The sequence below is a fragment of the Pedococcus soli genome, assembly GCF_054782575.1.
Window position 1 is genome coordinate 1,114,097 of sequence record NZ_BAAGSF010000004.1, and the last position, 21,348, is coordinate 1,135,444.

At 71.7% G+C, this 21,348-nt stretch carries 23 protein-coding genes; 8 read left to right on the forward strand and 15 right to left on the reverse strand.

What is annotated here, in order from left to right:
* Positions 1-7 precede the first annotated feature (7 nt).
* Genes ACYVKF_RS11355 through ACYVKF_RS11365 form a run of 3 tightly spaced genes read right to left on the reverse strand, consistent with a single transcriptional unit; the run spans position 8 to position 2,056 of the window.
* Positions 8-547, reverse strand: coding sequence for a ferric reductase-like transmembrane domain-containing protein (locus ACYVKF_RS11355; protein WP_056916343.1), 540 nt, complete (start codon positions 545-547; stop codon positions 8-10).
* On the reverse strand, positions 544-1,542 hold the full coding sequence (locus ACYVKF_RS11360) for an FAD:protein FMN transferase (protein WP_460966480.1): 999 nt from the start codon (positions 1,540-1,542) through the stop codon (positions 544-546). The genes ACYVKF_RS11355 and ACYVKF_RS11360 overlap by 4 nt, the downstream gene beginning before the upstream one ends.
* A gap of 10 nt (positions 1,543-1,552) precedes the next feature.
* A complete protein-coding gene (locus ACYVKF_RS11365) occupies positions 1,553-2,056 on the reverse strand; it encodes a hypothetical protein (protein WP_460966481.1) in 504 nt (167 codons plus the stop codon).
* A gap of 237 nt (positions 2,057-2,293) precedes the next feature.
* Here ACYVKF_RS11365 and ACYVKF_RS11370 point away from each other — a divergent pair, with 237 nt between their 5' ends.
* The gene (locus tag ACYVKF_RS11370; RefSeq protein WP_460966482.1) at positions 2,294-2,809 is read left to right on the forward strand and encodes a hypothetical protein; all 516 of its coding nucleotides are present in this window, start codon (positions 2,294-2,296) and stop codon (positions 2,807-2,809) included.
* Positions 2,810-2,811: 2 nt separating this feature from the next.
* On the opposite strand, the gene ACYVKF_RS11375 is transcribed toward ACYVKF_RS11370, so the two are convergent.
* A complete protein-coding gene (locus ACYVKF_RS11375; protein ID WP_460966483.1) occupies positions 2,812-4,113 on the reverse strand; it encodes a HAMP domain-containing sensor histidine kinase in 1,302 nt (433 codons plus the stop codon).
* A gap of 2 nt (positions 4,114-4,115) precedes the next feature.
* Positions 4,116-4,805: a response regulator transcription factor gene (locus tag ACYVKF_RS11380; protein ID WP_056916348.1), complete on the reverse strand. Its 690-nt coding sequence runs from the start codon at positions 4,803-4,805 to the stop codon at positions 4,116-4,118.
* 89 nt (positions 4,806-4,894) lie between these two features.
* On the opposite strand from ACYVKF_RS11380, the gene ACYVKF_RS11385 reads away from it, so the two are divergent.
* Positions 4,895-5,584 carry a hypothetical protein gene (locus ACYVKF_RS11385; protein ID WP_460966484.1) on the forward strand — a complete coding sequence of 230 codons (690 nt, stop codon included), beginning with the start codon at positions 4,895-4,897 and terminating at the stop codon, positions 5,582-5,584.
* 4 nt (positions 5,585-5,588) lie between these two features.
* Here ACYVKF_RS11385 and pstB read toward each other — a convergent pair whose 3' ends face one another.
* The 7 genes from pstB to mshD form a co-directional block, all read right to left on the reverse strand.
* Complete coding sequence (pstB, locus tag ACYVKF_RS11390) at positions 5,589-6,365, reverse strand: phosphate ABC transporter ATP-binding protein PstB (RefSeq protein ID WP_056919641.1); 777 nt, start codon at positions 6,363-6,365, stop codon at positions 5,589-5,591.
* A gap of 77 nt (positions 6,366-6,442) precedes the next feature.
* The gene (pstA, locus tag ACYVKF_RS11395) at positions 6,443-7,387 is read right to left on the reverse strand and encodes a phosphate ABC transporter permease PstA (RefSeq protein WP_056919642.1); all 945 of its coding nucleotides are present in this window, start codon (positions 7,385-7,387) and stop codon (positions 6,443-6,445) included.
* Positions 7,384-8,397 carry a phosphate ABC transporter permease subunit PstC gene (gene pstC / locus ACYVKF_RS11400; protein WP_056916352.1) on the reverse strand — a complete coding sequence of 338 codons (1,014 nt, stop codon included), beginning with the start codon at positions 8,395-8,397 and terminating at the stop codon, positions 7,384-7,386. The genes pstA and pstC overlap by 4 nt, the downstream gene beginning before the upstream one ends.
* Before the next feature lie 83 nt (positions 8,398-8,480).
* Positions 8,481-9,599, reverse strand: a complete 1,119-nt coding sequence (gene pstS, locus ACYVKF_RS11405; protein WP_056919643.1) for a phosphate ABC transporter substrate-binding protein PstS — start codon at positions 9,597-9,599, stop codon at positions 8,481-8,483.
* 248 nt (positions 9,600-9,847) lie between these two features.
* The gene (locus ACYVKF_RS11410; RefSeq protein WP_460966485.1) at positions 9,848-10,798 is read right to left on the reverse strand and encodes an NUDIX hydrolase; all 951 of its coding nucleotides are present in this window, start codon (positions 10,796-10,798) and stop codon (positions 9,848-9,850) included.
* Positions 10,795-13,083 (reverse strand): RNA degradosome polyphosphate kinase, encoded by a 2,289-nt coding sequence (locus ACYVKF_RS11415; protein ID WP_056919645.1) that lies wholly within the window; start codon positions 13,081-13,083, stop codon positions 10,795-10,797. Before ACYVKF_RS11415 ends, ACYVKF_RS11410 begins: the two co-directional genes overlap by 4 nt.
* Before the next feature lie 4 nt (positions 13,084-13,087).
* Complete coding sequence (gene mshD / locus ACYVKF_RS11420; protein ID WP_460966486.1) at positions 13,088-14,014, reverse strand: mycothiol synthase; 927 nt, start codon at positions 14,012-14,014, stop codon at positions 13,088-13,090.
* Positions 14,015-14,109: 95 nt separating this feature from the next.
* Here mshD and ACYVKF_RS11425 point away from each other — a divergent pair, with 95 nt between their 5' ends.
* Positions 14,110-15,969: a bifunctional metallophosphatase/5'-nucleotidase gene (locus ACYVKF_RS11425; protein WP_460966487.1), complete on the forward strand. Its 1,860-nt coding sequence runs from the start codon at positions 14,110-14,112 to the stop codon at positions 15,967-15,969.
* A 91-nt stretch (positions 15,970-16,060) separates the two neighbouring features.
* On the opposite strand, the gene ACYVKF_RS11430 is transcribed toward ACYVKF_RS11425, so the two are convergent.
* Complete coding sequence (locus tag ACYVKF_RS11430; protein ID WP_056916357.1) at positions 16,061-16,750, reverse strand: winged helix-turn-helix transcriptional regulator; 690 nt, start codon at positions 16,748-16,750, stop codon at positions 16,061-16,063.
* A gap of 145 nt (positions 16,751-16,895) precedes the next feature.
* Here ACYVKF_RS11430 and ACYVKF_RS11435 point away from each other — a divergent pair, with 145 nt between their 5' ends.
* Positions 16,896-17,165, forward strand: coding sequence for a MoaD/ThiS family protein (locus ACYVKF_RS11435; RefSeq protein ID WP_056916358.1), 270 nt, complete (start codon positions 16,896-16,898; stop codon positions 17,163-17,165).
* Between the two features lie 16 nt (positions 17,166-17,181).
* Positions 17,182-18,039, forward strand: coding sequence for a hypothetical protein (locus ACYVKF_RS11440; RefSeq protein ID WP_056916359.1), 858 nt, complete (start codon positions 17,182-17,184; stop codon positions 18,037-18,039).
* Positions 18,040-18,192: 153 nt separating this feature from the next.
* On the opposite strand, the gene ACYVKF_RS11445 is transcribed toward ACYVKF_RS11440, so the two are convergent.
* On the reverse strand, positions 18,193-18,591 hold the full coding sequence (locus ACYVKF_RS11445) for a DsrE family protein (RefSeq protein ID WP_460966488.1): 399 nt from the start codon (positions 18,589-18,591) through the stop codon (positions 18,193-18,195).
* 122 nt (positions 18,592-18,713) lie between these two features.
* Between ACYVKF_RS11445 and ACYVKF_RS11450 the strand changes: the two genes are divergently transcribed.
* Together ACYVKF_RS11450 and ACYVKF_RS11455 are read left to right on the forward strand one after the other, a co-directional pair.
* On the forward strand, positions 18,714-19,211 hold the full coding sequence (locus ACYVKF_RS11450) for a heme-binding beta-barrel domain-containing protein (RefSeq protein ID WP_056919649.1): 498 nt from the start codon (positions 18,714-18,716) through the stop codon (positions 19,209-19,211).
* A 4-nt stretch (positions 19,212-19,215) separates the two neighbouring features.
* Positions 19,216-19,803 (forward strand): arsenate reductase/protein-tyrosine-phosphatase family protein, encoded by a 588-nt coding sequence (locus tag ACYVKF_RS11455; protein WP_460966489.1) that lies wholly within the window; start codon positions 19,216-19,218, stop codon positions 19,801-19,803.
* Positions 19,804-19,806: 3 nt separating this feature from the next.
* On the opposite strand, the gene ACYVKF_RS11460 is transcribed toward ACYVKF_RS11455, so the two are convergent.
* A complete protein-coding gene (locus ACYVKF_RS11460; RefSeq protein ID WP_460966490.1) occupies positions 19,807-20,823 on the reverse strand; it encodes an LCP family protein in 1,017 nt (338 codons plus the stop codon).
* Between the two features lie 71 nt (positions 20,824-20,894).
* Between ACYVKF_RS11460 and ACYVKF_RS11465 the strand changes: the two genes are divergently transcribed.
* On the forward strand, positions 20,895-21,314 hold the full coding sequence (locus tag ACYVKF_RS11465; protein WP_200947828.1) for a Fur family transcriptional regulator: 420 nt from the start codon (positions 20,895-20,897) through the stop codon (positions 21,312-21,314).
* Positions 21,315-21,348 lie beyond the last annotated feature (34 nt).

Below are 21,348 nucleotides of genomic sequence, written 5' to 3' on the forward strand. Positions count from 1 at the left end.
ACGGCGGTCACGTCGTCCTCGCCGCGCGCTGGAGGATCGCGAGCCGCAGCACGACGGCGGCGAGGAGGGCGCCGACGCACACGAGCACCACGGGTCGGCCGAGCGACGTCGAGGCGTCGGTGCCGATCCCGAGGGTGTGGACGACCGCCGCGGTCCAGGCGAGGTAGGACATCAGGTGGACCGCCCGCCAGGCGCGTTCACCGAGGCGCTGCTTCAGCAGGCTCGTGGCGCCGACGGCCAGCGTAAGGTCGAGGGCGAGGGTGCCCAGGCCCAGGTAGAGCGGACGGTAGGTGCCCCCGAAGGGCAGCAGGGCCTGCCACCAGCGGATGTCGACGAACTCGTCGACGACGGCGGTGACGGCGTGCGCCAGCAGCAGGAGGGTCGTCAGCAGGCTCAGCCCGCGGTGGGTGGACTGGGTGGCGAACCGAGGCCAGACCCTGCCGCCCTGCCCGGTGGACAGCACGCCGAGGACGACGGTCAGGGTGAACACCGCCAGCAGGACCAGGCCCGTGCCGCGGTTGAGGTACCAGAGCAGCGGGCTCGTCACCAGCCACCCCCTCGTCGCGGGGCAGCCAGGTCGGCGGAGTCGTCGACCGCGCTGGCACGCCAGGCACTCGTGGGGTGGCGTTCGCCCTGCTCGTCGACGAGCAGCGCGGCGACACCGCGCTCCTCGAGCCACGCGGGGGCCGCGTCGCCCAGCACGAGCGCTGCCGTCGTCGCGGTGTTGGCCGCGGTGCACGTGTGGCCCAGCGCGGTCACGGACCGCCAGGGACCGGCGACGGGGAGGCCGTTCGCCGGGTCGAGGACGTGGTGCCACTCGCGGCCACCGCGCATCCAGCGCCGCGCGCGGACGGTGGACGTCGCGACGCCGCCGGACTCGAGGAGCAGGCTCACCGTGTCGTCGGGGTGGTCGGCGAGGTCGGTCCGGGTCTCCCCGACCACGACCGGCCAGCGGTACCGGCCGTCGAGCGAGGTGTGGTGCGGGGCGTCGGTCACCCTCACGTCTCCGCCGACGCTGATGGCGGCCGGCGCACCCAGGGTGGCGGCGAGGTCCGCGGCCACCAGGTCCGCGGCATACGCCTTGCCCGTTGCGCCGAGGTCGAGCCGCGCACCGTGCGGCACGAGGACGGCATCGGGACGCACCCCGATCTCCCGCCACGCACCGGGGCGCACGACTCCGGGAAGGGCGGTCGGGAGGTCGGTGGCACGGGACAACAGGTCGAAGGTGCGGTCGTAGCCGGCGGCCTCCATGGCCTCGCCCAGGGAGGGGTCCACCCGGCCCGCGGTCTCGTGCGCGGCCTCGAGGGCGATGCGCACCGCCCCCACGAGCACCGGGGACACGGGCGTCCACCGCCCCGGTCGCCGGTTGGCGCGGACCAGGTCGGAGTCGGCCCGGAAACGGCTGCACGACGCGTCCACCTCGTCGAGGACGTCCCGGGCGCGCGTGGTGGCGCGGGCCAGCTCGGCGGGGTCCGCCACGTGCAGCTCGACGGTGGTGCCCAGGGCTGACCACGTGCTCACGCCGACGTCGCGAGCGGTCACCGGCGGCACCTCAGGACCCCGCGGTGACGACCGGCGGGGGCGGGGGCGGAGGTGCTGGTGCGGGAGCGGGAGCCGTGGTGGCGGCTCGGGGTGCAGCGGCTGCGCGGGGCGCGGCGGCCGCCTGGGGCGCCGACTGCACGGTGGTGCGCGTGCCGCGCTGCTGGACCACGGCGGTGCCTCCTCCGACGCGGGCGGTGCCGGGCGCGGCCGCCACGTGGACGACCTTCGTGGTCACGACGGTCCGGGCGGGGCGCTGCTTGACGATGACCCGGGGGGTCAGGGCGGCCTGGGCCTGCGCGGCGAGCTGCTGGGCCCGGACGGCGCGGTCGTATGCCGCGCGGGCGGCGGCGGCCCTGGCCTCCTTGGCTGCCTGCTTCTGCTCGCTGGCGTGCGCGGCGGCGCCCGAGGCGGCGCCGACGGCGGCGACGGAGCAGGCCGCGGCCGCGCCGGTGATGAGCACGACGAGCGCGCGGTACCGGTCGCGGTGGCGGGTGGTCAGGGGCGGACGGGGCATGGGGAGTTCTCCGGCAGGGGGTGGGAGGACGGTCGGGCGTCGACCCAGCCTGACCGCACCTGCCCCAAGTCGTCCTCAGGAGTGCCCTAAGAGAACCTCATGGCTTAGGTCCCGCATTCGTCATCCTTGCCCGGACTTGAGGAGGTCTTAACCTCCAGACGAGTTGGTCTTGAGCCGGCGCCGGGCACTCTGCTGCCGTCAGCACCACCCGTTGCCTGCCCCCGGAGGACCTCCCCCATGTCTGTCAGTCGCCCCCTCGCCGTGTCGGTCGGCCTCGCCGCCGGGCTCGTGGCCGCCGTCGGTTTCTACACCGCTGCCGCCGGGGTCGACGCCCCGAAGCAGGTCACGGCGAAGCCGCAGCCCGTCCCCGCCGTGGCGGTCGTGACGCCGGCCCCGGTGGTCAGCCTCGCCCCGTGCGCCAAGCCGGCGAAGCTCGAGCACGGTGCCTGCGTGACGCACAAGGTGGTCAGCAAGGTCCTGGTGGCCAAGGCCCCCGCCCCGGCCGCGGTGCGGCAGGCGGTCCGAGCCGCCGCTCCGGCCCCGGCCGCCGCGCACGCCGCTTCCGGCGCCAGCCACCACTCCACGGTGGCGGCGACACCGCGCCCTGCCGCGACGGCCACGCACCACGAGGACGCCGAACCCGAGGACGCGGTGGAGGTCGAGCACGAGGACGCCGACCACGAGGACGACGGCGGCGCGAGCGAGCCCGGCGACGACCACGGCGACGACGCCGGCGAGCCCGGCGACGACTGACCTCAGTGGGCCCGACCGAGGTCGACGGTGACCAGCGCGCCGCCGTCCTCGGTGCGTCCCAGCGTCGCGTTCCCACCCGACGTCCGCGCGATGCGTCGGACGATGTCCAGGCCCAGCCCCGTCGAACCGCTGCCGCTGTGACCCCGTCGGGTCGGGTCCTCCTGGTCGCCGAACCCGGGACCGGAGTCGGCGACGCTCACCTCGACCCGTCCGGTGCCACCGTCCGCCGGGACCGGGCGCACGGTCACGACGACGTCTGCGCCGTCCGGCGTGTGGGCGAAGACGTTGTCGAGGAGGTTGTCCAGCAGGTCGCGCAGGTCGACCGCGGCAAGGTCGACCTGCAGCGGCCCGGGGGGTGCCTCGAACCTGATGCTGCGTCCCTCGTCGCTCGCCAGCGGTTCCCAGAAGCGCACCCGGTCCGCGGCCACGGCCACCGCGTCACACTCGCCACGCATCGCGGAGCGCACGGGTCTGCGGGCCTCGAGCACCACGGCGTCCACGGTGCGCTGGAGCTGGTCCACGTGGCCGCGGAGGCGTTCGGCCGTCTCCGGGTCCTGGACCGACTCGCTGTCCAGCCGCAGCGCGGTGACCGGCGTGCGCAGGCGGTGGGACAGGTCCGCCACGACCTCCCGCTCGGCGGCGAGCAGGTCGTCGATCCGCTCGGCGAGCTGGTTGAAGGCGGTGCCGACCTCCTGCACCTCCTGCGGCCCGGCCGGTTCGACGCGGGCGTCCATGTCGCCGGTCCGGAGCTGGTGCGCCACCCGCGCGAGGTCGGTGACGGGTGTCGCGATGCGTTCGGCGAGCCGTCGGGCGATGAGCAGGGCCAGGGCGAGCAGCACCAGCCCGAGCGTGCCGATGCTGAGCCAGGCCATCGTCACCCCGCGGTGCATCGCCTCGGCCGTCACCGTGGTGAGCACGACGGCGGTGCCCCGGTCCAGGGCGATGGGGACCAGGACAGCTGCGCCGGTGGCGGAGCGGTCGGTGAACGCCGAACCCCCTTGGCGGGCCCTCTCGACCAGGGCCGACTGCGCCGGCGACGGGGTGGACCCGACGGTCTGGCCCGTCGGGAGGACCACGGTCGTGTGGTACCCGCGGCCCTGGGCGACCTGGCTGACGGCCACGCCGATGTCGCTGGTCGAGGCGACGCTCGACACGATGACCGCCACGCCCTGGGCCTGCTGCTGGGCGGTCGCGGTCGCCCGGTCCTCGGCGAGCGTCCGGACGAGCAGGCACATGGGGATGATGAAGGCCACGATGATGGCCGAGGACGTCGCGGCCACCAGGAGGCTGATCCGTCGACGCACCGTCAGTCCCGGTCCGGCGCGGCGAGGCGCAGCCCCACGCCACGGACGCTGCGCAGGTACCGCGGATGAGCAGCCGTCTCGCCGAGCTTGCGGCGCAACCACGACAGGTGGACGTCGAGCGTCCGGTCGCCCCCGCCATACGCCTGCTGCCACACCTCGCTGAGGATCTCCCGGCGGCTCACGACCTCGCCGGCCCGCTGGGCCAGCAGCAGGAGGAGGTCGAACTCCTTGCGCGACAGGTCCAGCGCGTCGCCTCGCAGGGTGGCCTGGCGTGTGGTGGGGTCGACGACCAGCTCGCCCACCTCGAGGGGTCCCGCAGCCGGGGCGCCGCTGCTCGTCCGTCGCAGGACCGCGCGGATGCGGGCCTCCAGCTGGTCCGAGCCGAAGGGCTTGGTCACGTAGTCGTCGGCCCCGGCGTCGAGGGCGCGCACGAGGGCCGCGTCCTCCTCACGAGCCGTCACGACGATGACCGGCACCTGGCTCACCCCGCGCAGCATCGACAGCAGGGTCAGCCCGTCCACGTCGGGCAGGCCCAGGTCGAGGACGACCAGGTCGGGCTGGTGGTCGAGGGCTTCCTGGAGGCCGGCCATGCCGGTGGAGCAGGAGCTGACCGAGTGCCCGCGGTCGTGGAGCGCACGCACGAGGGCCGTGCGGATGCCACCATCGTCCTCGACGACCAGGAGGCGGGCCACGGCGATAACGTTACGGCACGGGCCGTCGCGCCCGAGGCCGATGAGCGTGATCCGGGTGGGCCCTGCGACCGGGTGGAACGGAGGTCCCGATGAGCCGTCGCACCGGCACCGTGGTGGCCGCCGTCGCCCTGTGGCTGGCCATCGTGGCGAGCACCTCGACGGTGGCGTGGATCGTCATCGACCGCGCGGGCCGGGGGGCCTACCTCACCGACGGTGCCCGGCCCGAGCTCACCCAGGCCGGCCCCGGCACGACCACCACGGAGGTGACCGAGGGCACCGTGTCGGCGACGTCGTCGGTCCCGTCGAGCACGTCGCCACCCACGTCGTCCGCAGGGCGACCCCCGAGGACCTCGCGACCGGCCCGGACCACACCGAGCCACTCGGCGCCGGCGCCGCGGTCCACGGTGCCGAGCCCGGCCGCCACCCCACCCCGCACCGGTTCGCATCCGTCCTCGACCCCGCGACCCGCCCCCAGAACCTCCGCCTCCTCCCCGGTTCGCCCGCAGACGGTGGACGACTCCATCAGCGTCAAAGGAGGCTCGGTCGGCGTCAGCTGCCGGGGGACCACCCTGACGCTGCGCTTCGCCACCCCGAGGAACGGCTGGTCCTACGAGCTGGACCGTTCGTCGACCGAGATCGAGGTGCAGTTCCGGCAGAACGGCAGCGAGCAGGAGTCCGAGGTCCATGCCCGGTGCTCAGGCGGGGCGCCCGTGTTCGAGACGAGCTCCTCGGACGGCGGGTCCGAGCGCTCGTCCGGCACCGCCACCCCCGACGACTAGTGGCTCAGCCGAAGCGACCGGAGATGTAGTCCTCCGTGGCCTTCACGCCGGGGTTGTTGAAGATCCGCTGGGTGTCGTCGATCTCGATCAGCTTGCCCGGCTTGCCGGTCGCCGCCAGGTTGAAGAACGCGGTGCGGTCCGAGACGCGAGCCGCCTGCTGCATGTTGTGGGTGACGATGACGATCGTGTACTTGCTCTTCAGCTCGCCGATCAGGTCCTCGATGGCCAGCGTCGAGATCGGGTCGAGGGCCGAGCAGGGCTCGTCCATGAGCAGCACCTGAGGCTCGACGGCGATCGCGCGGGCGATGCACAGGCGCTGCTGCTGCCCACCGGAGAGACCGGCACCCGGCTTGCTCAGGCGGTCCTTGACCTCGTTCCAGAGGTTGGCCCCCTGCAGCGACTTCTCGACGACCTCGTCGAGCCGCTTCTTGCCCTTGACCCCATTGAGCTTCAGGCCGGCTGCGACGTTGTCGTAGATGGACATCGTGGGGAACGGGTTCGGCCGCTGGAACACCATGCCGACGGTGCGACGCACGGCCACCGGGTCGACGCCGGAGTCGTAGAGGTCCTGGTCGTCGAGCATGACCTTGCCCTCGACGCGGCCGCCGGGGATCACCTCGTGCATGCGGTTGAGCGTGCGCAGGAAGGTCGACTTGCCGCAGCCGGACGGTCCGATGAACGCTGTCACCGAGCGCGGTTCCACGGTCATCGTCACGCCTTCGACAGCCTTGAACGCGCTGTAGTAGACGTTCAGGTCGCTGACGTCGATTCGCTTGGCCATGAGGGGGATTCGTCCTTCGCTTGCGGAGTTCAGTTCGGGTTCGGGGATGCGTGCGGTGGGGTATGGCGCGGGGCCGGCTACTTCTTGACCGAGCCGAAGCGCGAGACCACCCGGCCGGCGATGTTGAGCAGGAGCACGAGCAGGATCAGGGTGAGCGCCGCCGCCCACATCCGGTCGACCGCAGGCTGCAGGGACTCGGTGCGGTCCTGGTTGATCATCGTCGGCAGCGTCGGCATCAGTCCACCGAAGAGGTCGTTGGCGATCGACTTCGTGTACGGGCCCAGGATGAGCAGGGGCGCGGTCTCGCCCATCACGCGGGCCAGGCCGAGCAGGACGCCCGTGACGATGCCGGAGAAGGCCGTCGGCAGGACGACCCTCATGATCGTCTTCCACTTCGGCACCCCGAGCGCGTACGACGCCTCGCGGAGCTCGTTCGGCACGAGCTTGAGCATCTCCTCGGTCGAGCGGACGACGACCGGGATCATCAGCAGCACGAGCGCGAGGCAGACCGCGAAGCCGACCCGCTGGAACTTGAACGTCGTCACCCAGAGGGCGTAGATGAACAGGCCGGCGACGATCGACGGGACGCCGGTGAGGATGTCGACCATGAACGACACGACCTTGGCGAGCCGCCCCCGCCCGTACTCGACGAGGTAGATCGCTGTGAGGATCCCGATCGGGACCGAGATCAGGGCGGTCGTGAGGCCCTGGATCAGGGTGCCCTGGATCGCGTGCACGGCCCCGCCGCCCTCGCGCCGGGCGGTGATGCCGCGCTGGGAGTTGCCCCACCACTGTGCGTCGAGGAGCAGGTGGTAGCCCTTGGAGCCGACCGTCCAGAGGATCCAGACCAGCGGGACGAGGGCGAGCAGGAAGGCCCCCCACATGACGACGCGGGCCAGCTGGTCCTTGAAGGCCCGGCCGCGGGCCTTGTGGCCGAGGTCCGTCGATGCGCCGCCCCTCGAGGCGGGTGGGGTGGTCGACGAGGACGTCGCCGACGTCGTGGCGGTGGTGGAGGTCGTCATTCGCTGAAGGCCTTCCTGCGGTCGATCACGATGCGGGCGATGGCGTTGACGACAAAGGTCAGGATGAAGAGCACGAGGCCGGCGGCGATGAACGCCCCTGCCTTCTGCGGGGTGTCGAACTCGGCGGCGTTGTTGGCGATCCGTGACGCGAACGTCTCACCACCGTTGAGCAGCGAGAACGTCCACTTCGCCCCGTCGGGGAGCGTGGAGAGGATGATCGTCACGGCGATCGTCTCACCGAGCGCACGACCCAGGCCGAGCATCGCGGCGCTGATCACGCCGGGCTTCCCGAACGGGAGGACGGAGATCCGGATCATCTCCCACTTGGTCGCGCCGAGCGCGAGGGCGCCCTCACGGTGGGTGATCGGCGTCTGCGCGAACACCTCGCGGGACAGGGCGGTGACGATCGGGAGCACCATGATCGCCAGCACGATGCCGACGAACAGGATCGTGCTGCCGCCGCTGATGTTGGCGTCGGAGAACAGCGGGATCCAGCCGAGGTGGTCGCGCAGGAAGTTCTGCACGGGCTCGAACACCGGCCCGAACGTCCGCAGGCCCCAGATGCCGAACACGATCGACGGCACGGCGGCCAGCAGGTCGATCAGGCTGGCCGCGGGCCGCGACAGCCAGGTGGGGGCGTACTGCGTGATGAACAGGGCGACCGCGACGCCGACCGGGACCGCGATGAGCATCGCGATGGCGCTGGCGGTGACGGTGGTCCAGAGCAGCTCGACGATGCCGAACCGCAGGTTGTTGCTGTCGTTGACCGACCACTCGCGCGAGGTCAGGAAGCTGGCCTTGTCGTTCGCGATCGCCGGGATGGCCTGCCAGAGCAGGAACACCCCGACGAGCGTCACGAGGGCGATGACGAAGATGCCGGCGCCCTTGGCCGCACCACCGAAGAGGCGGTCGCCGAGGCGGCCGGTGCCGGCGCCGTCGCCGCTGAGCGGGGCGCTGCCGTGGGGTCCGGGGGTCTCGTCGGCCAGGGATACGCCGGTCACTGATGACACGTGATGCCTATCGCGGTGGGGGGAAGGACGGACAGCGGTGAGCCGGGGCTGGTGGTGGCCAGCCCCGGCTCACCGCGGTGGGGTCAGGACAGTGCGTCGATCGCCGCGGCGACCTTGGTGCGGACCTCGTCGGGGAGCGGCGCGTAGCCGATCTCCTCGAGGGAGGCCTGGGTCTCCTTGGAGGCGAAGCTCTTGAGGAAGGCCTTGGTCAGCTTGGACTTGGCGGCGTCCTTGCCCTTGGAGCAGACGATCTCATAGGTCACCAGGTTGATCGGGTAGGCCCCGGCCTCCTTGGTGGCGTAGTCGAGCTTGAGGCGCAGGTCGTTGCCCTCGCCGTCGGCCTTCGCGGTGGCGATGGCCTTGCCGACCGTCTCGCCGTTCAGCTCCACGGCGCCGGCGCCGTTGTCGATCTGGGCGATGCCGAGCTGGTTGTCCTTGGCGTAGGACCACTCGGCGTAGGTGATGCCACCCTCGGTGGACTTCACGGCGCCCGCGACACCGGCGGACTTCTCCTTGCCCTCACCCTTGCCCGTCCAGGCCTTGGCCGGCTCGGCGGTCCAGGCGGAGGGAGCGGCAGCGTTGAGGTACTTGGTGAAGTTCTCCGTGGTGCCGGACTCGTCCGAGCGGAAGAAGACCTTGATCGGCTCGGAGGGGAGCGTGACGCCGGAGTTGATCTTGGCGATCGAGGCGTCGTTCCAGGTGGTCACCTTGCCGTTGAAGATGTTGGCGATGACCTCGGGGGTCAGGACCAGCTTGTCGACACCCTTGACGTTGTAGGACACGGCGATCGGGCCGGTGACCATGGGCAGGTTCCACGCGGGGGAGCCGCAGAACTTCGCGGCCTCGTCGGCCTCGATCTTGCCGTCCTTCTCCGTCGTCTTGAGCGCGGAGTCGGAGCCGGCGAAGTCGACCTGGCCGGCGAGGAACTGCTTGATGCCCGCGCCCGAGCCGGTCGGGTTGTAGTTGATCGTGGCGCCCGAGCAGGTGTCCTGGAAGGCGGAGATCGCTTCGTCGATGGCGTTCTTCTGGGCCGACGAACCCTCGGCGTTCAGGGTGCCGGTCGGGCAGTCGGACGAGCTGGAGCCGCCGGACGAGGAGCCGCCGGCGGTGGCGCCGGTGTTGTTGTCGGAACCGCACGCCGTCAGCGCGAGGGAGCCGACCACGGCGACGCTGGCCAGCAGGCCGAAACGCTGGATCTTCACGGTGTTCAAACCTCTCACAGGGGAAAATTCGGGGCGGGCGGGATGCCCGACGACTGTGAAGGTAGGCAGGGCGGGTGACGCCGTGGCCCGTCGTGGGTGAACGCAGGGTGAACACCAGCCAGACATTGGTGGGCGTCGTACCGTCCCCCCGGCGGGTTCCACGTGAACGGCCGGTCAGCACCCGGTCAGCAGCGGCCTGTCGGCTGGACGAGGGGTCGGACAGGGGGGCGCACGAGGAGCCCCGTCGCTCAGGGCAGGTGGCGCTCCACCGCGACGACTCGCGCGGCCTCACCCTGGCCGACCAGGTGGGCCACGAGGACCTCCCCCTTGGCCATGGAGTCGGTGGCGGCGGTGGTCAGGGTCTGCGTCACGGAGGCCGCGTCGGGCTCGTCCGGGTGCACGAGCGGCAGCAGCGCGCCGAGCAGGTCCGGCAGCACGGGCCCGTGGCTGCACAGGACGGCGGGGGCCCCACGTTCCAGCAGCCGCAGCAGGTGGCGGGGCGCGCGGGTGGCGTCCGCGGCATACCCCTCCTCGCTCAGTCCGTCCTTGGTCCGCAACGAGGCCCCGGTCGCTGCCGCATAGGGGCGCAGGGTGTCGGCGCACCGCACCGACGGGGAGCTGACCAGCCGCGTGACGGCGTATGCCGCGAGGAGGCTCGCGACCTCGGCGGCCCGGCCCTGCCCGGCCCGGTCGAGGGGGCGGAGCCGGTCGTCGCCGGACCACGAGCCGCGCCCCACGGCGTGGGCGTGCCGGACGAGCGCCAGCGGCCAGGTCGTCAGCGTCCCCGCCTTGTCGGCGCGCACCAGCGCGCGGAGCTGGTCACGGTCGCGGGCGTAGTCGAGCCGGTCGGAGGCGCTGACGACGTCGAGCCAGCGGACCTCGTCGATCTCGTTGCGCAGGGCGCCGGCGGGCCTGGTCGCCTCGGCCGCCCAGTAGTGCACGGTCTTGGTCGCCGGGGTGCCGGCGGCGTCGAGCACGGTGTACTCGGCGGTGGGCAGGGGACGACCGAGGCCGACCTCCAGGGAGGTCTCCTCCTCGGTCTCCCGGACGGCCGCCACCGGCCACGCCTCACCCGGGTCGAGCTTGCCCTTGGCCCACGACCAGTCGTCGTACTTCGGCCGGTGGACGAGCGCGACCTCGAGCTGTCCCCGGCGCCGGCGCCACGGGATGGTCCCCGCGGCAGGGATGGGGGTGGTCAACGTCGGCGGGCCTTGCGCCGGCGCTTGGCGTGCACCTCGATCATCGCGGCCTGGAGGTCGGCAAGGGGCTGGCCGTCCGTGTCGAGGCTGACCCGCGTCCACCGGCCGTCGCCGCTGAGCCGCCAGTGGGCGTACTCGTCGCTCATGCCGCGGGCCAGCAGCGACTGCAGGTCCTCGACGTGCCGCGGGTCGGCGATGCGCAGCAGGGCCTCGACCCGGCGGTCGAGGTTGCGGTGCATCATGTCGGCGCTGCCGATGAACACCTCGGGCTCGCCCCCTCCACCGAAGTGGAAGACGCGGGAGTGCTCGAGGAACCGCCCGAGGATCGACCTGACCTGGATCGTCTCCGACAGGCCGGGGACGCCGGGGCGCAGCGCGCAGATGCCGCGCACCCACACGTCGACCCGGACCCCTGCCTGCGAGGCGCGGTAGAGGGCGTCGATGAGCTCCTCGTCCACGATCGAGTTGACCTTGATCTGGACGAGTCCGCCACGCCCCTCCTGGGCGTGCTCGATCTCCATCTCGATGCGGTCGACGAGGCCGGAGCGCACCGAGCGCGGCGCGACGAGCAGGCGCTTGAACTTGCTGCGGGGCGCGAACCCGGACAGCTGGTTGAACAGGCGCGCGAGGTCCTCGCCGACCTGCGGGTCCGACGTGAGGACACCGAAGTCCTCGTAGATGCGCGCGGTCTTGCCGTTGTAGTTGCCCGTGCCGATGTGGCAGTACCGACGCAGGGTGCCGTCGTTCTCCTGCCGCACGACCATGCAGAGCTTGGCGTGGGTCTTGAGGCCGACGATGCCGTAGACGACGTGGACACCCGCGTGCTCGAGCTTGCGGGCCCAGGAGATGTTGTTCTGCTCGTCGAACCGCGCCTTGATCTCCACGATCGCCAGCACCTGCTTGCCGGCCTCGGCCGCATCGATGAGGGCGTCGATGATGGGGGAGTCGCCGCTGGTGCGGTAGAGCGTCTGCTTGATGGCCAGCACGCTCGGGTCGGCCGCTGCCTGCTCGATGAACGACTGCACGGACGTCGAGAACGAGTCGTAGGGGTGCTGGAGCAGCACGTCCTTGTCGCGCACGACGGCGAGGATGTCAGCCGCCTTCGCGGTCTCCGCCGGGGCGAGGTCGGGGTGCGACTGGCCGCGGAACGGCTCGAACCGCAGGTCGGACCGCTCGAGGTCGGCCACGAGGTTGAGGCCGCGCAGGTCGAGGGGGGCAGGCAGGCGGTAGACCTCGCTGTCGCTGACCCCGAGCTCACGGACCAACATGTCGAGCACGTGGTCGTCGATGGTCTCGTCGACCTCGAGCCGGACGGGCGGCCCGAACCGGCGTCGCGTCAGCTCCTTCTCCAGCGCGGTGAGGATGTTCTCGGCGTCGTCCTCCTCGACCTCGAGGTCCTCGTTGCGGGTGACCCGGAAGGTGAAGTGCTCACGGACCTCCATGCCTGGGAAGAGCATGTCGAGGTGGGAGGCGATGACGTCCTCGAGCGGCACGAACCGCGTCGAGAACAGGTCGGACGTGGCCGGCTCTCCGCTCGAGGGCTCGATGTGCAGCAGGCGGGGAAGCAGCGGCGGCACCTTGACGCGGGCGAAGTGCTCCTTGCCCGTCTTGGGGTTGACCAGCACCACGGCCAGGTTGAGCGAGAGGCCGGAGATGTAGGGGAACGGGTGGGCCGGGTCGACGGCCAGGGGGGTGAGGACCGGGAACACCCGGTCGGCGAAGAGCTCCGTCAGCAGGTCCTGCTCGGGGTCGCTGAGCTCGTCCCAGCGGACGATGGAGATGCCCTCGTCCTCCAGCGCCGGCTGCACCTTGTCCTTGTAGACGATGCTCTGCATCGCCTGCAGCTCGTGCGCCACGAGCGAGATCTGCTCGAGCACCTCGCGCGGCTCCAGCCCCGAAGCGGACCGGATGGCGAGGCCCGTGGCGATGCGGCGCTTGAGGCCGGCCACACGAACCATGAAGAACTCGTCCAGGTTGGACGTGAAGATGGCGAGGAACCGGGCACGCTCCAGCAGCGGCACCGACTCGTCGGCGGCCAGCTGCAGGACGCGTTCGTTGAACTGGAGCCAGGAGATCTCGCGGTCGAGGAACCGGTCGCCCGGCAGTCCGCTGTCGTCGGGCTGGCTCGTGGCGTGGACCACGCGCATGAAGCGGCCGTTGGACGCCCGCGGCTGGGCGCTCGCGATCGACACCTCCTGCCCCGGGAAGTCGGTGTCGTCGCTGCCGTCGTGGGACTCCGCGGCGAGGGAGCCGGCCTCGTCGGCCGCCCGGCTGGTCACACTCATGCGCTCATCCTGACAGTGCTCCGTGAACGGTGCGCGAATACATCACGTCCACCATGATGCTGGCGAACCCCAGTCCCGTGTAGGTCCGTATCGCGGCCTGGTTGTCCCCGTCGACGTAGAGCTCGACCTCGGCCAGCCCGCGGGAGGCCAGGTGGGCCAGGCCCAATGCGGTGAGTGGGCGGCCCAGCCCGCGCCCCTGGTATGTCGGGTGCACCCCGACCACGTAGACCTCCCCCTTGCCGTCCTCGACCTTGGTCCAGTGGAAGGCGGCGACCTCGTCGGGCTGCTCTTCCGCGACGACGAGGATGAAGCCGGCCGGGTCGAACCACGGCAGCGCCATCCGCTCCTGCAGGTCGACCAGGGTGGTCCGGCCCTGCTCGGGGTGGTGGGCGAAGGCGGCGGCGTTCGTGGCCAGCCACGCCTTCTCGTCGCGACCCGGCTCGAACGCCCGAGCGAAGAAGCCCGCAGGCAGGGCGCTCGCCGCCGGGTCGAGGTCGTCCTCGCCCAGGGGCCGGGCCATCTTGTGCAGCTCGCGCACCGCGGTCAGCCCCAGGCGGTCGGCCAGGGCCACGGCTGCCGGCAGCCGCCCGTGGGACCACAACCGGGCCTCCGGGGCCTGCTCGAGGACCGCCTCTGCGAGCGCCCTGCCGACGCCGGCACGGCGTGACGGCGGGTCGACGACGAGCTCGCCCGACGCCGCGGGGTCGTCCCTGCCCTCGAGCTGGGCGTACCCCGTGAGCTGCTGCGCGGCATACGCGAGGAGGTGGCGGACCCGACCGGGGCCCGAGGCGAGGTTCAGGACGGTCTGCTCGGACAGGGCCCCGACACCGTCCTCGGCGGCGGCGCGCGCCTGGAGTGCGCGGACGAGCCCGCGTTCGGTGTCGTCCAGGGTGTCGGTGACGCGAAGCGCAGGAGAAAACACGGAAAGCATTGCACCACGCATCTTCCTTTTCGGGCGACGGCCCCGTTAGCGTGCACGGGTCCGGCTACCGCCGGTTTCCTCCCCTTTTCGCACAAGGACGCACCATGACCTCACCCCACATGCGCCGTTTGGGCAGCGTGGTCGCCGTCGCCGCCATGGCGACGACCGGCCTCGCACTGACCAGTGGCACGTCATCGGCCCACCGGCCCGGCTCGACGATGGACATCCAGCTGCTGTCGTTCAACGACTTCCACGGCAACCTCGAGGCCCCGTCGGGCTCCAGCGGCCGGGTCGTCACCGGGCACGCCCTCTCGGCCGACGGCAAGTCCGCCGTCGACGTCAACACGGACGCGGGTGGGGTCGAGTACCTCGCCACCCACCTCAAGCAGGCCCGGAAGGGCCACAAGAACTCGCTGACCGTCGCCGCGGGCGACATCGTCGGCGCCAGCCCGCTGCTGTCGGCGGCCTTCCACGACGAGCCCACGATCGAGTCCATGAACAGCCTCGGGCTCGACGTCACCTCGGTGGGCAACCACGAGTTCGACGAGGGCTACAAGGAGCTCCAGCGCCTCGCCAAGGGTGGCTGCCTCGACGACGGCGCCGGGAAGAACAACCAGGACTCCTGCCCCGGCGGCAAGAAGTTCAAGGGCGCCGACTTCGACATCCTCGCGGCGAACGTCGTCTACGCGAAGCAGGCCGCCGCGGCCAGCGCGAAGCACGACGACGACAAGGGCCACCACCAGAAGGGTCCGAAGGCCGGCGACACCATCCTCCCGGCGTACTCCATCCAGAACGTGCACGGGGCCAAGATCGGCTTCATCGGCATGACCCTCAAGGACACCCCCAACATCGTCACCAAGTCGGGGGTCGAGGGCCTGGAGTTCAAGGACGAGGTCCAGACCGCGAACAGCCTGGTCCCCGAGCTGCGCCGCAAGGGCGTCAACGCGATCGTCGTGCTCATCCACCAGGGCGGCAACCCCGCCAAGGAGTCCTGGGTCGGCCCCGACGGCAAGACGTACTCGGTGAACCCGACGTACGACTACACCTGCGACAAGGGCGGCCAGCTGGACATCCCGTCCTCACCGATCCTCGGCATCGCCGCCAACCTCGACCCGGCCATCGACATGGTCGTCTCGGGCCACACGCACCAGCCGTACGTCTGCAACATCCCTGACCCGAAGGGCCAGCCGCGCCTCGTGACGTCGGCCTCCTCGTTCGGCCGGCTGTTCACCGAGACCGACCTCAAGTACGACACCAGGACCCGCGACATCGTCCGCGCGTCGGTCAAGGGCAGCAACATGGTCGTCACCCGCGACGTCCCCAAGGACGCCGCGCAGACGCGCCTGATCACGCAGTACAAGACGCTCGTGGCGCCGATCGCCTCCCGCGTGCTGGGCAGCGCGAGCACCGACGTCGTCCGCACGACCAACGCCGGTGGCGAGTCCCCCCTGGGTGACCTCATCGCCGACGCCCAGCTCGCCGACCCGTCGGTCGTGACCGGTGGCAAGACGCCGACGATCGCGTTCATGAACCCCGGTGGCATCCGTGCCGACCTGGGTGCGGGAGAGGTCACCTACGAGGAGGCGTTCACGGTCCAGCCGTTCAACAACTACCTCGTGTCGATGGACCTCACGGGCGCGCAGATCAAGGCCCTGCTCACCCAGCAGTGGACCGGTGCGAACGCCGGTGCGCCCAAGGTGCTCCAGGTGTCCAAGGGCTTCGCCTACACGTACTCGGGCACCACGCTCGGCTCGGTGACGCTCAACGGGGCGCCGCTCGTCGACGGCCAGACCTACCGGATCGTGACGAACAACTTCCTGTCCGACGGCGGCGACGGCTTCCCGGCGTTCGTCGGTGGCACCGACAAGTACTTCGGTGGCCTGGACATCGACGCGTTCGCCAACTACCTGGAGGCGAACTCGCCGTACACCCCGGGTGCGCTCACGCGAATCACGAAGAACTGACCTCACGCACGACGAAGGCGCCCCTCCCGGTCGGGAGGGGCGCCTTCGCATGTGACGGGTGGTGTGCCGGGACCGGGTGCGGCGCGGCGGGTCAGGCGTCGGCGTGCACGTCCTCGGACGGGACGAACCGGTACCCGACGTTGCGGACGGTGCCGATGAGCACCTCGTGCTCCGAGCCCAGCTTGGCCCGCAGGCGCCGGACGTGGACGTCGACGGTGCGGGTACCCCCGTAGTAGTCGTAGCCCCAGACCTCCTGGAGGAGCTGGGCCCGGCTGAACACGCGGCCCGGGTGCTGGGCGAGGTACTTGAGGAGCTCGAACTCCTTGTAGGTCAGGTCGAGCAGGCGACCGCGCACGCGCGCGGAGTAGGTCGCCTCGTCGATGGTCACGTCACCGCTGGTGATCTGGACCTCGTCCGGCTCCTGCATCTCCTGCAGCCGTCCGGCGGCCAGGCGCAGGCGCGCCTCCACCTCGGCGGGACCGGCCGACTCGAGCAGGACCTCGTCGACGCCCCACTCGGCGGTGATCCCCGCGAGGCCGCCCTCGGTGAGGATCGCGATGAGGGGGACCGACATGCCGGTGGCGCGCAGCACGCGGCAGAGCGATCGGGCCACCGCCAGGTCGCGGCGGGCGTCGAGCAGCACGGCGTCCGCGGGGGGAGCATCGACCAGGGCCGTGGGCTCGGCCGGGATGATCCGCACCTGGTGCGTCAGGAGCCCGAGTGCCGGCAGCACCTCGGCGCTCGGCGCCAGGGCGTTGGTCAGCAGCAGCAGACGGGCCATGCCTACGAAGGATACGGTTCGAGGGGCGCCCTCGAGCGGGTGAACACATGCTGAGACCCTTGTCTCACGATGAGACCGGCTCCCGGTGGGGGCCGGTCACGAAGGGCCCGCACCACCGAGGGAGCCGGGCCGGGAGGAGAGCGGTATGCCGTCCGAGCAGGATCCCGCGACGAGCGCCGGCCCGGTCACGGTGCGCTACTGGGCGGCGGCCCGGGCAGCGGCCGGGACCGACCAGGACGTCGTGGACGGTGGGACGGTCGCTGCGACCGTCGCCGCTGTCACCGCGCTGCACCCGGCGCTGGCCCCGATCGCCGCAGTGAGCACCCTGCTCCTCGACGGGAGGGCCGTCACCCGTGACGCCGTGGTCACCTCGGGGTCGGTGCTGGAGGTCCTGCCCCCCTTCGCCGGTGGGTGATGCGAGGATGCGGGCTGTGTCCGACGTTCCCGAGCAGCAGGCGCCGGCCCCGGTCGCCCCGATGACTCGGCGCGAACGCCGGGCCCGCAGCCGCAACACCCCCGCGGTCCTGCCGAAGAGGGCCCTGCTCGCGCGTCCACTGACCATGGCGACGACCATCGCGTTCGCCGCGCTCGTCGGACTGACCGGCTACGCCAGCCCCGACTTCGTCGCGGTCGCGGTGGCCCTCGCCGGCCTGGTGCTCGCCTGGGGCTGGCCCCAGCTCCTGAGCCTGCCCAGCCCCCGGGGGACGTCCGCCGTGCTGGCGGTGGGCACGGTCCTCATGACCGCCAGCGTGCTCCTCACCCGTGAGGCCCCGTACCTCCAGTGGCTCCCGGCAGCCCTGGCCGTCTCGGTCATCGCAGCCTTCCTTCACCAGCTCATGCGCCGCGACGGTCGACCCCGCCTCACCGAGTCGGTGACCTCGAGCGTCACCGGCCTCGCCGTGGTCTCGGCCGGCATCGCCCTGGCCCCTGTCCCGCAGATCCTGCACGGCGAGCACGCCCTCGCGGCGGCCATGGCCGGCCTGGGCTTCGGCGTCCTCGCCGACCCGTTGATCAAGGTGCAGCGACTGCGGCAGTGGGCCCTGTTCATCTCGATGGTGGTCGGCGGGGCCGCGGGGATGGTGGTGTCGGTCCTGGCCGGACACCCCAAGCCGTGGCCCGCGGCGCTGCTCGGCCTGCTCGCCGCCGCGGTCGCGCACGCCGCTCGCAGGGTGATGGCGGTGCTGCCGGCGACGGCCATGCCGCGCGCCCAGCTGGCGGTCGGCGCGTCCTCGTCGCTGCTGGTCGGCGTGGTCGCCTACGTCGTGGTCCGCTCGCCCTTCTTCGCCTGATCGACCCGCACGGACCTCCTGCACACCCCTCCCGGCCGCACCCTCCCGTCCGCACCTTCCCGCCCGCACCGTCTCGCGCGAGACGCCGGTTGCGCGGCATACCGCGGGATGGTGACCCGAGGTGTGCCGCGCAACCAGCGTTCTGCGGGTGGGTCAGTAGACGAGCGCCTGGGCGCCGTCGGCCATGACCTCCTCGACGAACGCGGCCGCCCCCCGGACCACCACGCCCTCGACCAGGTCGGCCTCGGTGAGGTCGCGACGGGCGGCGCACTGGCCACAGACCGTGACGGTGCCGGTGGCGAGGACGGCGTCGAGCAGGTCGCGCAGGGGTGCCGCGTGGGCGAGCCGGACCTGTTCGGCCCGACCGGGGACCGCCATCCAGGCGGCGTCACCGGTCAACCACAGGCTGACCTCGACCCCGCTCGCGGCGGCGGTCGCCGCGCCCGTGAGGGCCTGGTTGAGGCGTTCGGTCGACTCGGTGCCGGCGGCGTCGGGGTCCGACGGGGCGCCGCTGGTGGCCTTGACGACCAGACGTGTACGGGGAGCGGTCATGGCCCACAGGCTACGATCTGGCGCGTGCACTACTTCTACATCGGCCTGCTGGTCGCCTCCGCCCTCGTCATCACCTGGTTCGCCGGGTTCGTCGTGTACCGCCTGGTGAAGACGCCTCGCTGATGGTGTTCCACCTCGACACCGACCTGCCCCGAGAGCTGGCACCGCTGGCCTGGATGATCGGTCGCTGGGAGGGTGCCGGCGTCGTCGGCTACCCCACGATCGAGTCGGCCAACTTCGGCCAGGAGATCGAGGTGAGCCACGACGGCCGCCCCTTCCTCACCTGGCAGAGCCGTACCTGGCTGCTGAACGAGGCCGGCGAGCAGGTGCGCCCGCTGGCGACCGAGCTGGGGTTCTGGCGCCCGGTCGAGGGTGGGGAGGTCGAGCTGGTGCTCGCCCACCCGACAGGCATCGTCGAGCTGTACTTCGGCACCGCAGAGCCGGCCAAGGTCCAGCTCCGCACCGACGGGGTGCTGCGCAGCCCGCACGCCAAGGAGTACAACGCCGCGACGCGCCTGTACGGGTTGGTCGACTCCAACCTCCTGTGGGCCATGGACATGGCCGCCGTCGGCCAGAAGCTGCAGAGCCACGTGTCTGCCGAGCTCAAGCGCGTGGGCTGAGGCCTTGACCCACCGCCCGGCGCGGATCCTCACCGTCTGCACCGGCAACATCTGCCGCTCACCGTTCCTCGAGCGCGCTCTGCAGGCCGAGCTCGACCGGTCCTGGGGCGTGGGTGCGGTCGAGGTCGCGAGTGCCGGCACCGGAGCACTCGCCGGTCACCCGATGGAGCCGCAGGCGCGGGACCGGCTCGAGGCTGCCGGCTACTCCGCCGACGGGTTCGTGGCCCGGCACCTCGAGGAGGACCTCGTGGCCGGTGCCGACCTGGTCCTCACCGCCACCCGGGCCCACATCGGCCGGGTGACGACGTTGCACCCGCGCGTCCTGCGGCGGGTGTTCGCCTTCCGGGAGTTCGCCCACCTGTTGTCGGCGGTCCCGGCCGACGCCCTGCACGGCCCGGTCGACAGTGCCCGCGAGCACGTGGCACGGGCCACTCGGCTCGCGTCGGCCGAGCGCGGGATGGGTTCGCCGCTGTCCGACGACGAGGCCGACGTGGTCGACCCCTACCGCCGCGCCCCGGAGGTCTTCGACGCCATGGCGGCCCAGGTCATGGACGCGCTGCCGACGGTCGTCCGGGCGCTCTCGCGCCCCTGACGGCTACGGCGTGCGGGTGACGTCCTTGTAGGAGGACATCGCGTCGTTCTGCAGGGCGTCCCCGAGGTCCTGCATCCCCTGGACGTCGAGGATGTCGATGGACGCGCCGGCGGGGGAGGTGCCGTACCCGGTGAAGGGGGCCGTGATGAAGGCGATGTCCTTGCCGCGCAGGTTGCGCATGGCAACGGCCTCGCTGCGCATGTCGCCGGTGGAGAAGTCCTTGTCCACCGTGAGGTTGGACGTGCCGGCCTCGACGAACTGCGCCAGCTTCACCGGGTTGCCGAGCACGTCCTTGCTCAGCGACTTGAGCATCAGCGCCTTGATGAACGCCTGCTGCCGCCGGCCGCGGGAGATGTCTCCCTCGCTCAGCTCCTTGCGCTCGCGCACGAAGGCGAGGGCCTCCTCGCCACCCATCTGCTGGTAGCCCTTGGTGAACGTGTAGCCCCGGCTGGAGCTCGACTCCTCCACGTAGACGTTGACGCCACCGACGGCGTCGGTCATCCGCTTGAAGCCCTCGAAGTCGATGATCGCCACGTGGTCGACCGGCACGCCCACGAGACCCTGGATGGTCTGCACGAGCAGCGGGGCGCCGCCGTAGGCGAAGGCCGCGTTGATCTTGTCCTTGCCCCGGCCCGGGATGTCGACGTAGAGGTCACGCGGGAAGTGGACGAGGTTGACCGTCTTGCGGTCGGCCGCGACGTGCATGAGCACGATGACGTCGGAACGGGCGCCGGCGAGGCCGGCCCGCGCGTCGGAGCCGATGATGAGGAAGTTCTGGGCGTCCTTCGCCCCGGCCTTCTTCGTCGGTGCGTCGGTGGCCCCGCTCACGCCGGGCGTGGGGAGCAGGGAGCTGCGCTTGACGTTCGAGTTGACCGTGTTGTTGAGGAACAACAGGTAGCCCGCGACGGAGCCGACCACGAGCAGCACGACCAGGGCGATGACGATGGCCAACGTCCTGCGCAGGCGGCGTCGCTTCGGGCGCGCGGGCGGGGTCTGGGTCTCTTCGAATTGGTCCAGCACCCGGCCAGTGTAGGTGGCGCACCCGGGCAGATCGTGCAGGTCGCCGTCACGCTCGACCGTACAGTGGGGGCGTGCAGGACGTCGGCGAGCGGTTGCGGGCCCAGGGGCGCAGGATGACGCCCCAGCGCCAGCGCGTGCTCGACGCCGTGGCCACGCTGGGCCACGCGACCCCCGAGGACGTGGTCGCCCGGGTGTCCGCCGACGGCGGGGCCACCCTCGCACCGTCCACCGTCTACCGGGCCCTGGAGGCCCTGGAGTCGCTCGGGGTCGTGGGGCACACGCACCTCGACCACCGCGCGCCGAGCTACCACCTGGCCGACCACGCCGACCACATCCACCTCGTCTGCCGCACCTGCGGACGCGTCGAGCAGTGCGACCGCGACCTGGCCGAGTCCTTCACCGGGAATGTTCTGGCCGCGAGCGGCTTTGTTGCTGACGTGACCCACATGGCGGTGCACGGCCTGTGCGCCGACTGCGCGAGCCGATCCTGACCGCCTGAACGGCCACCCGATGACAGAGGTGCAC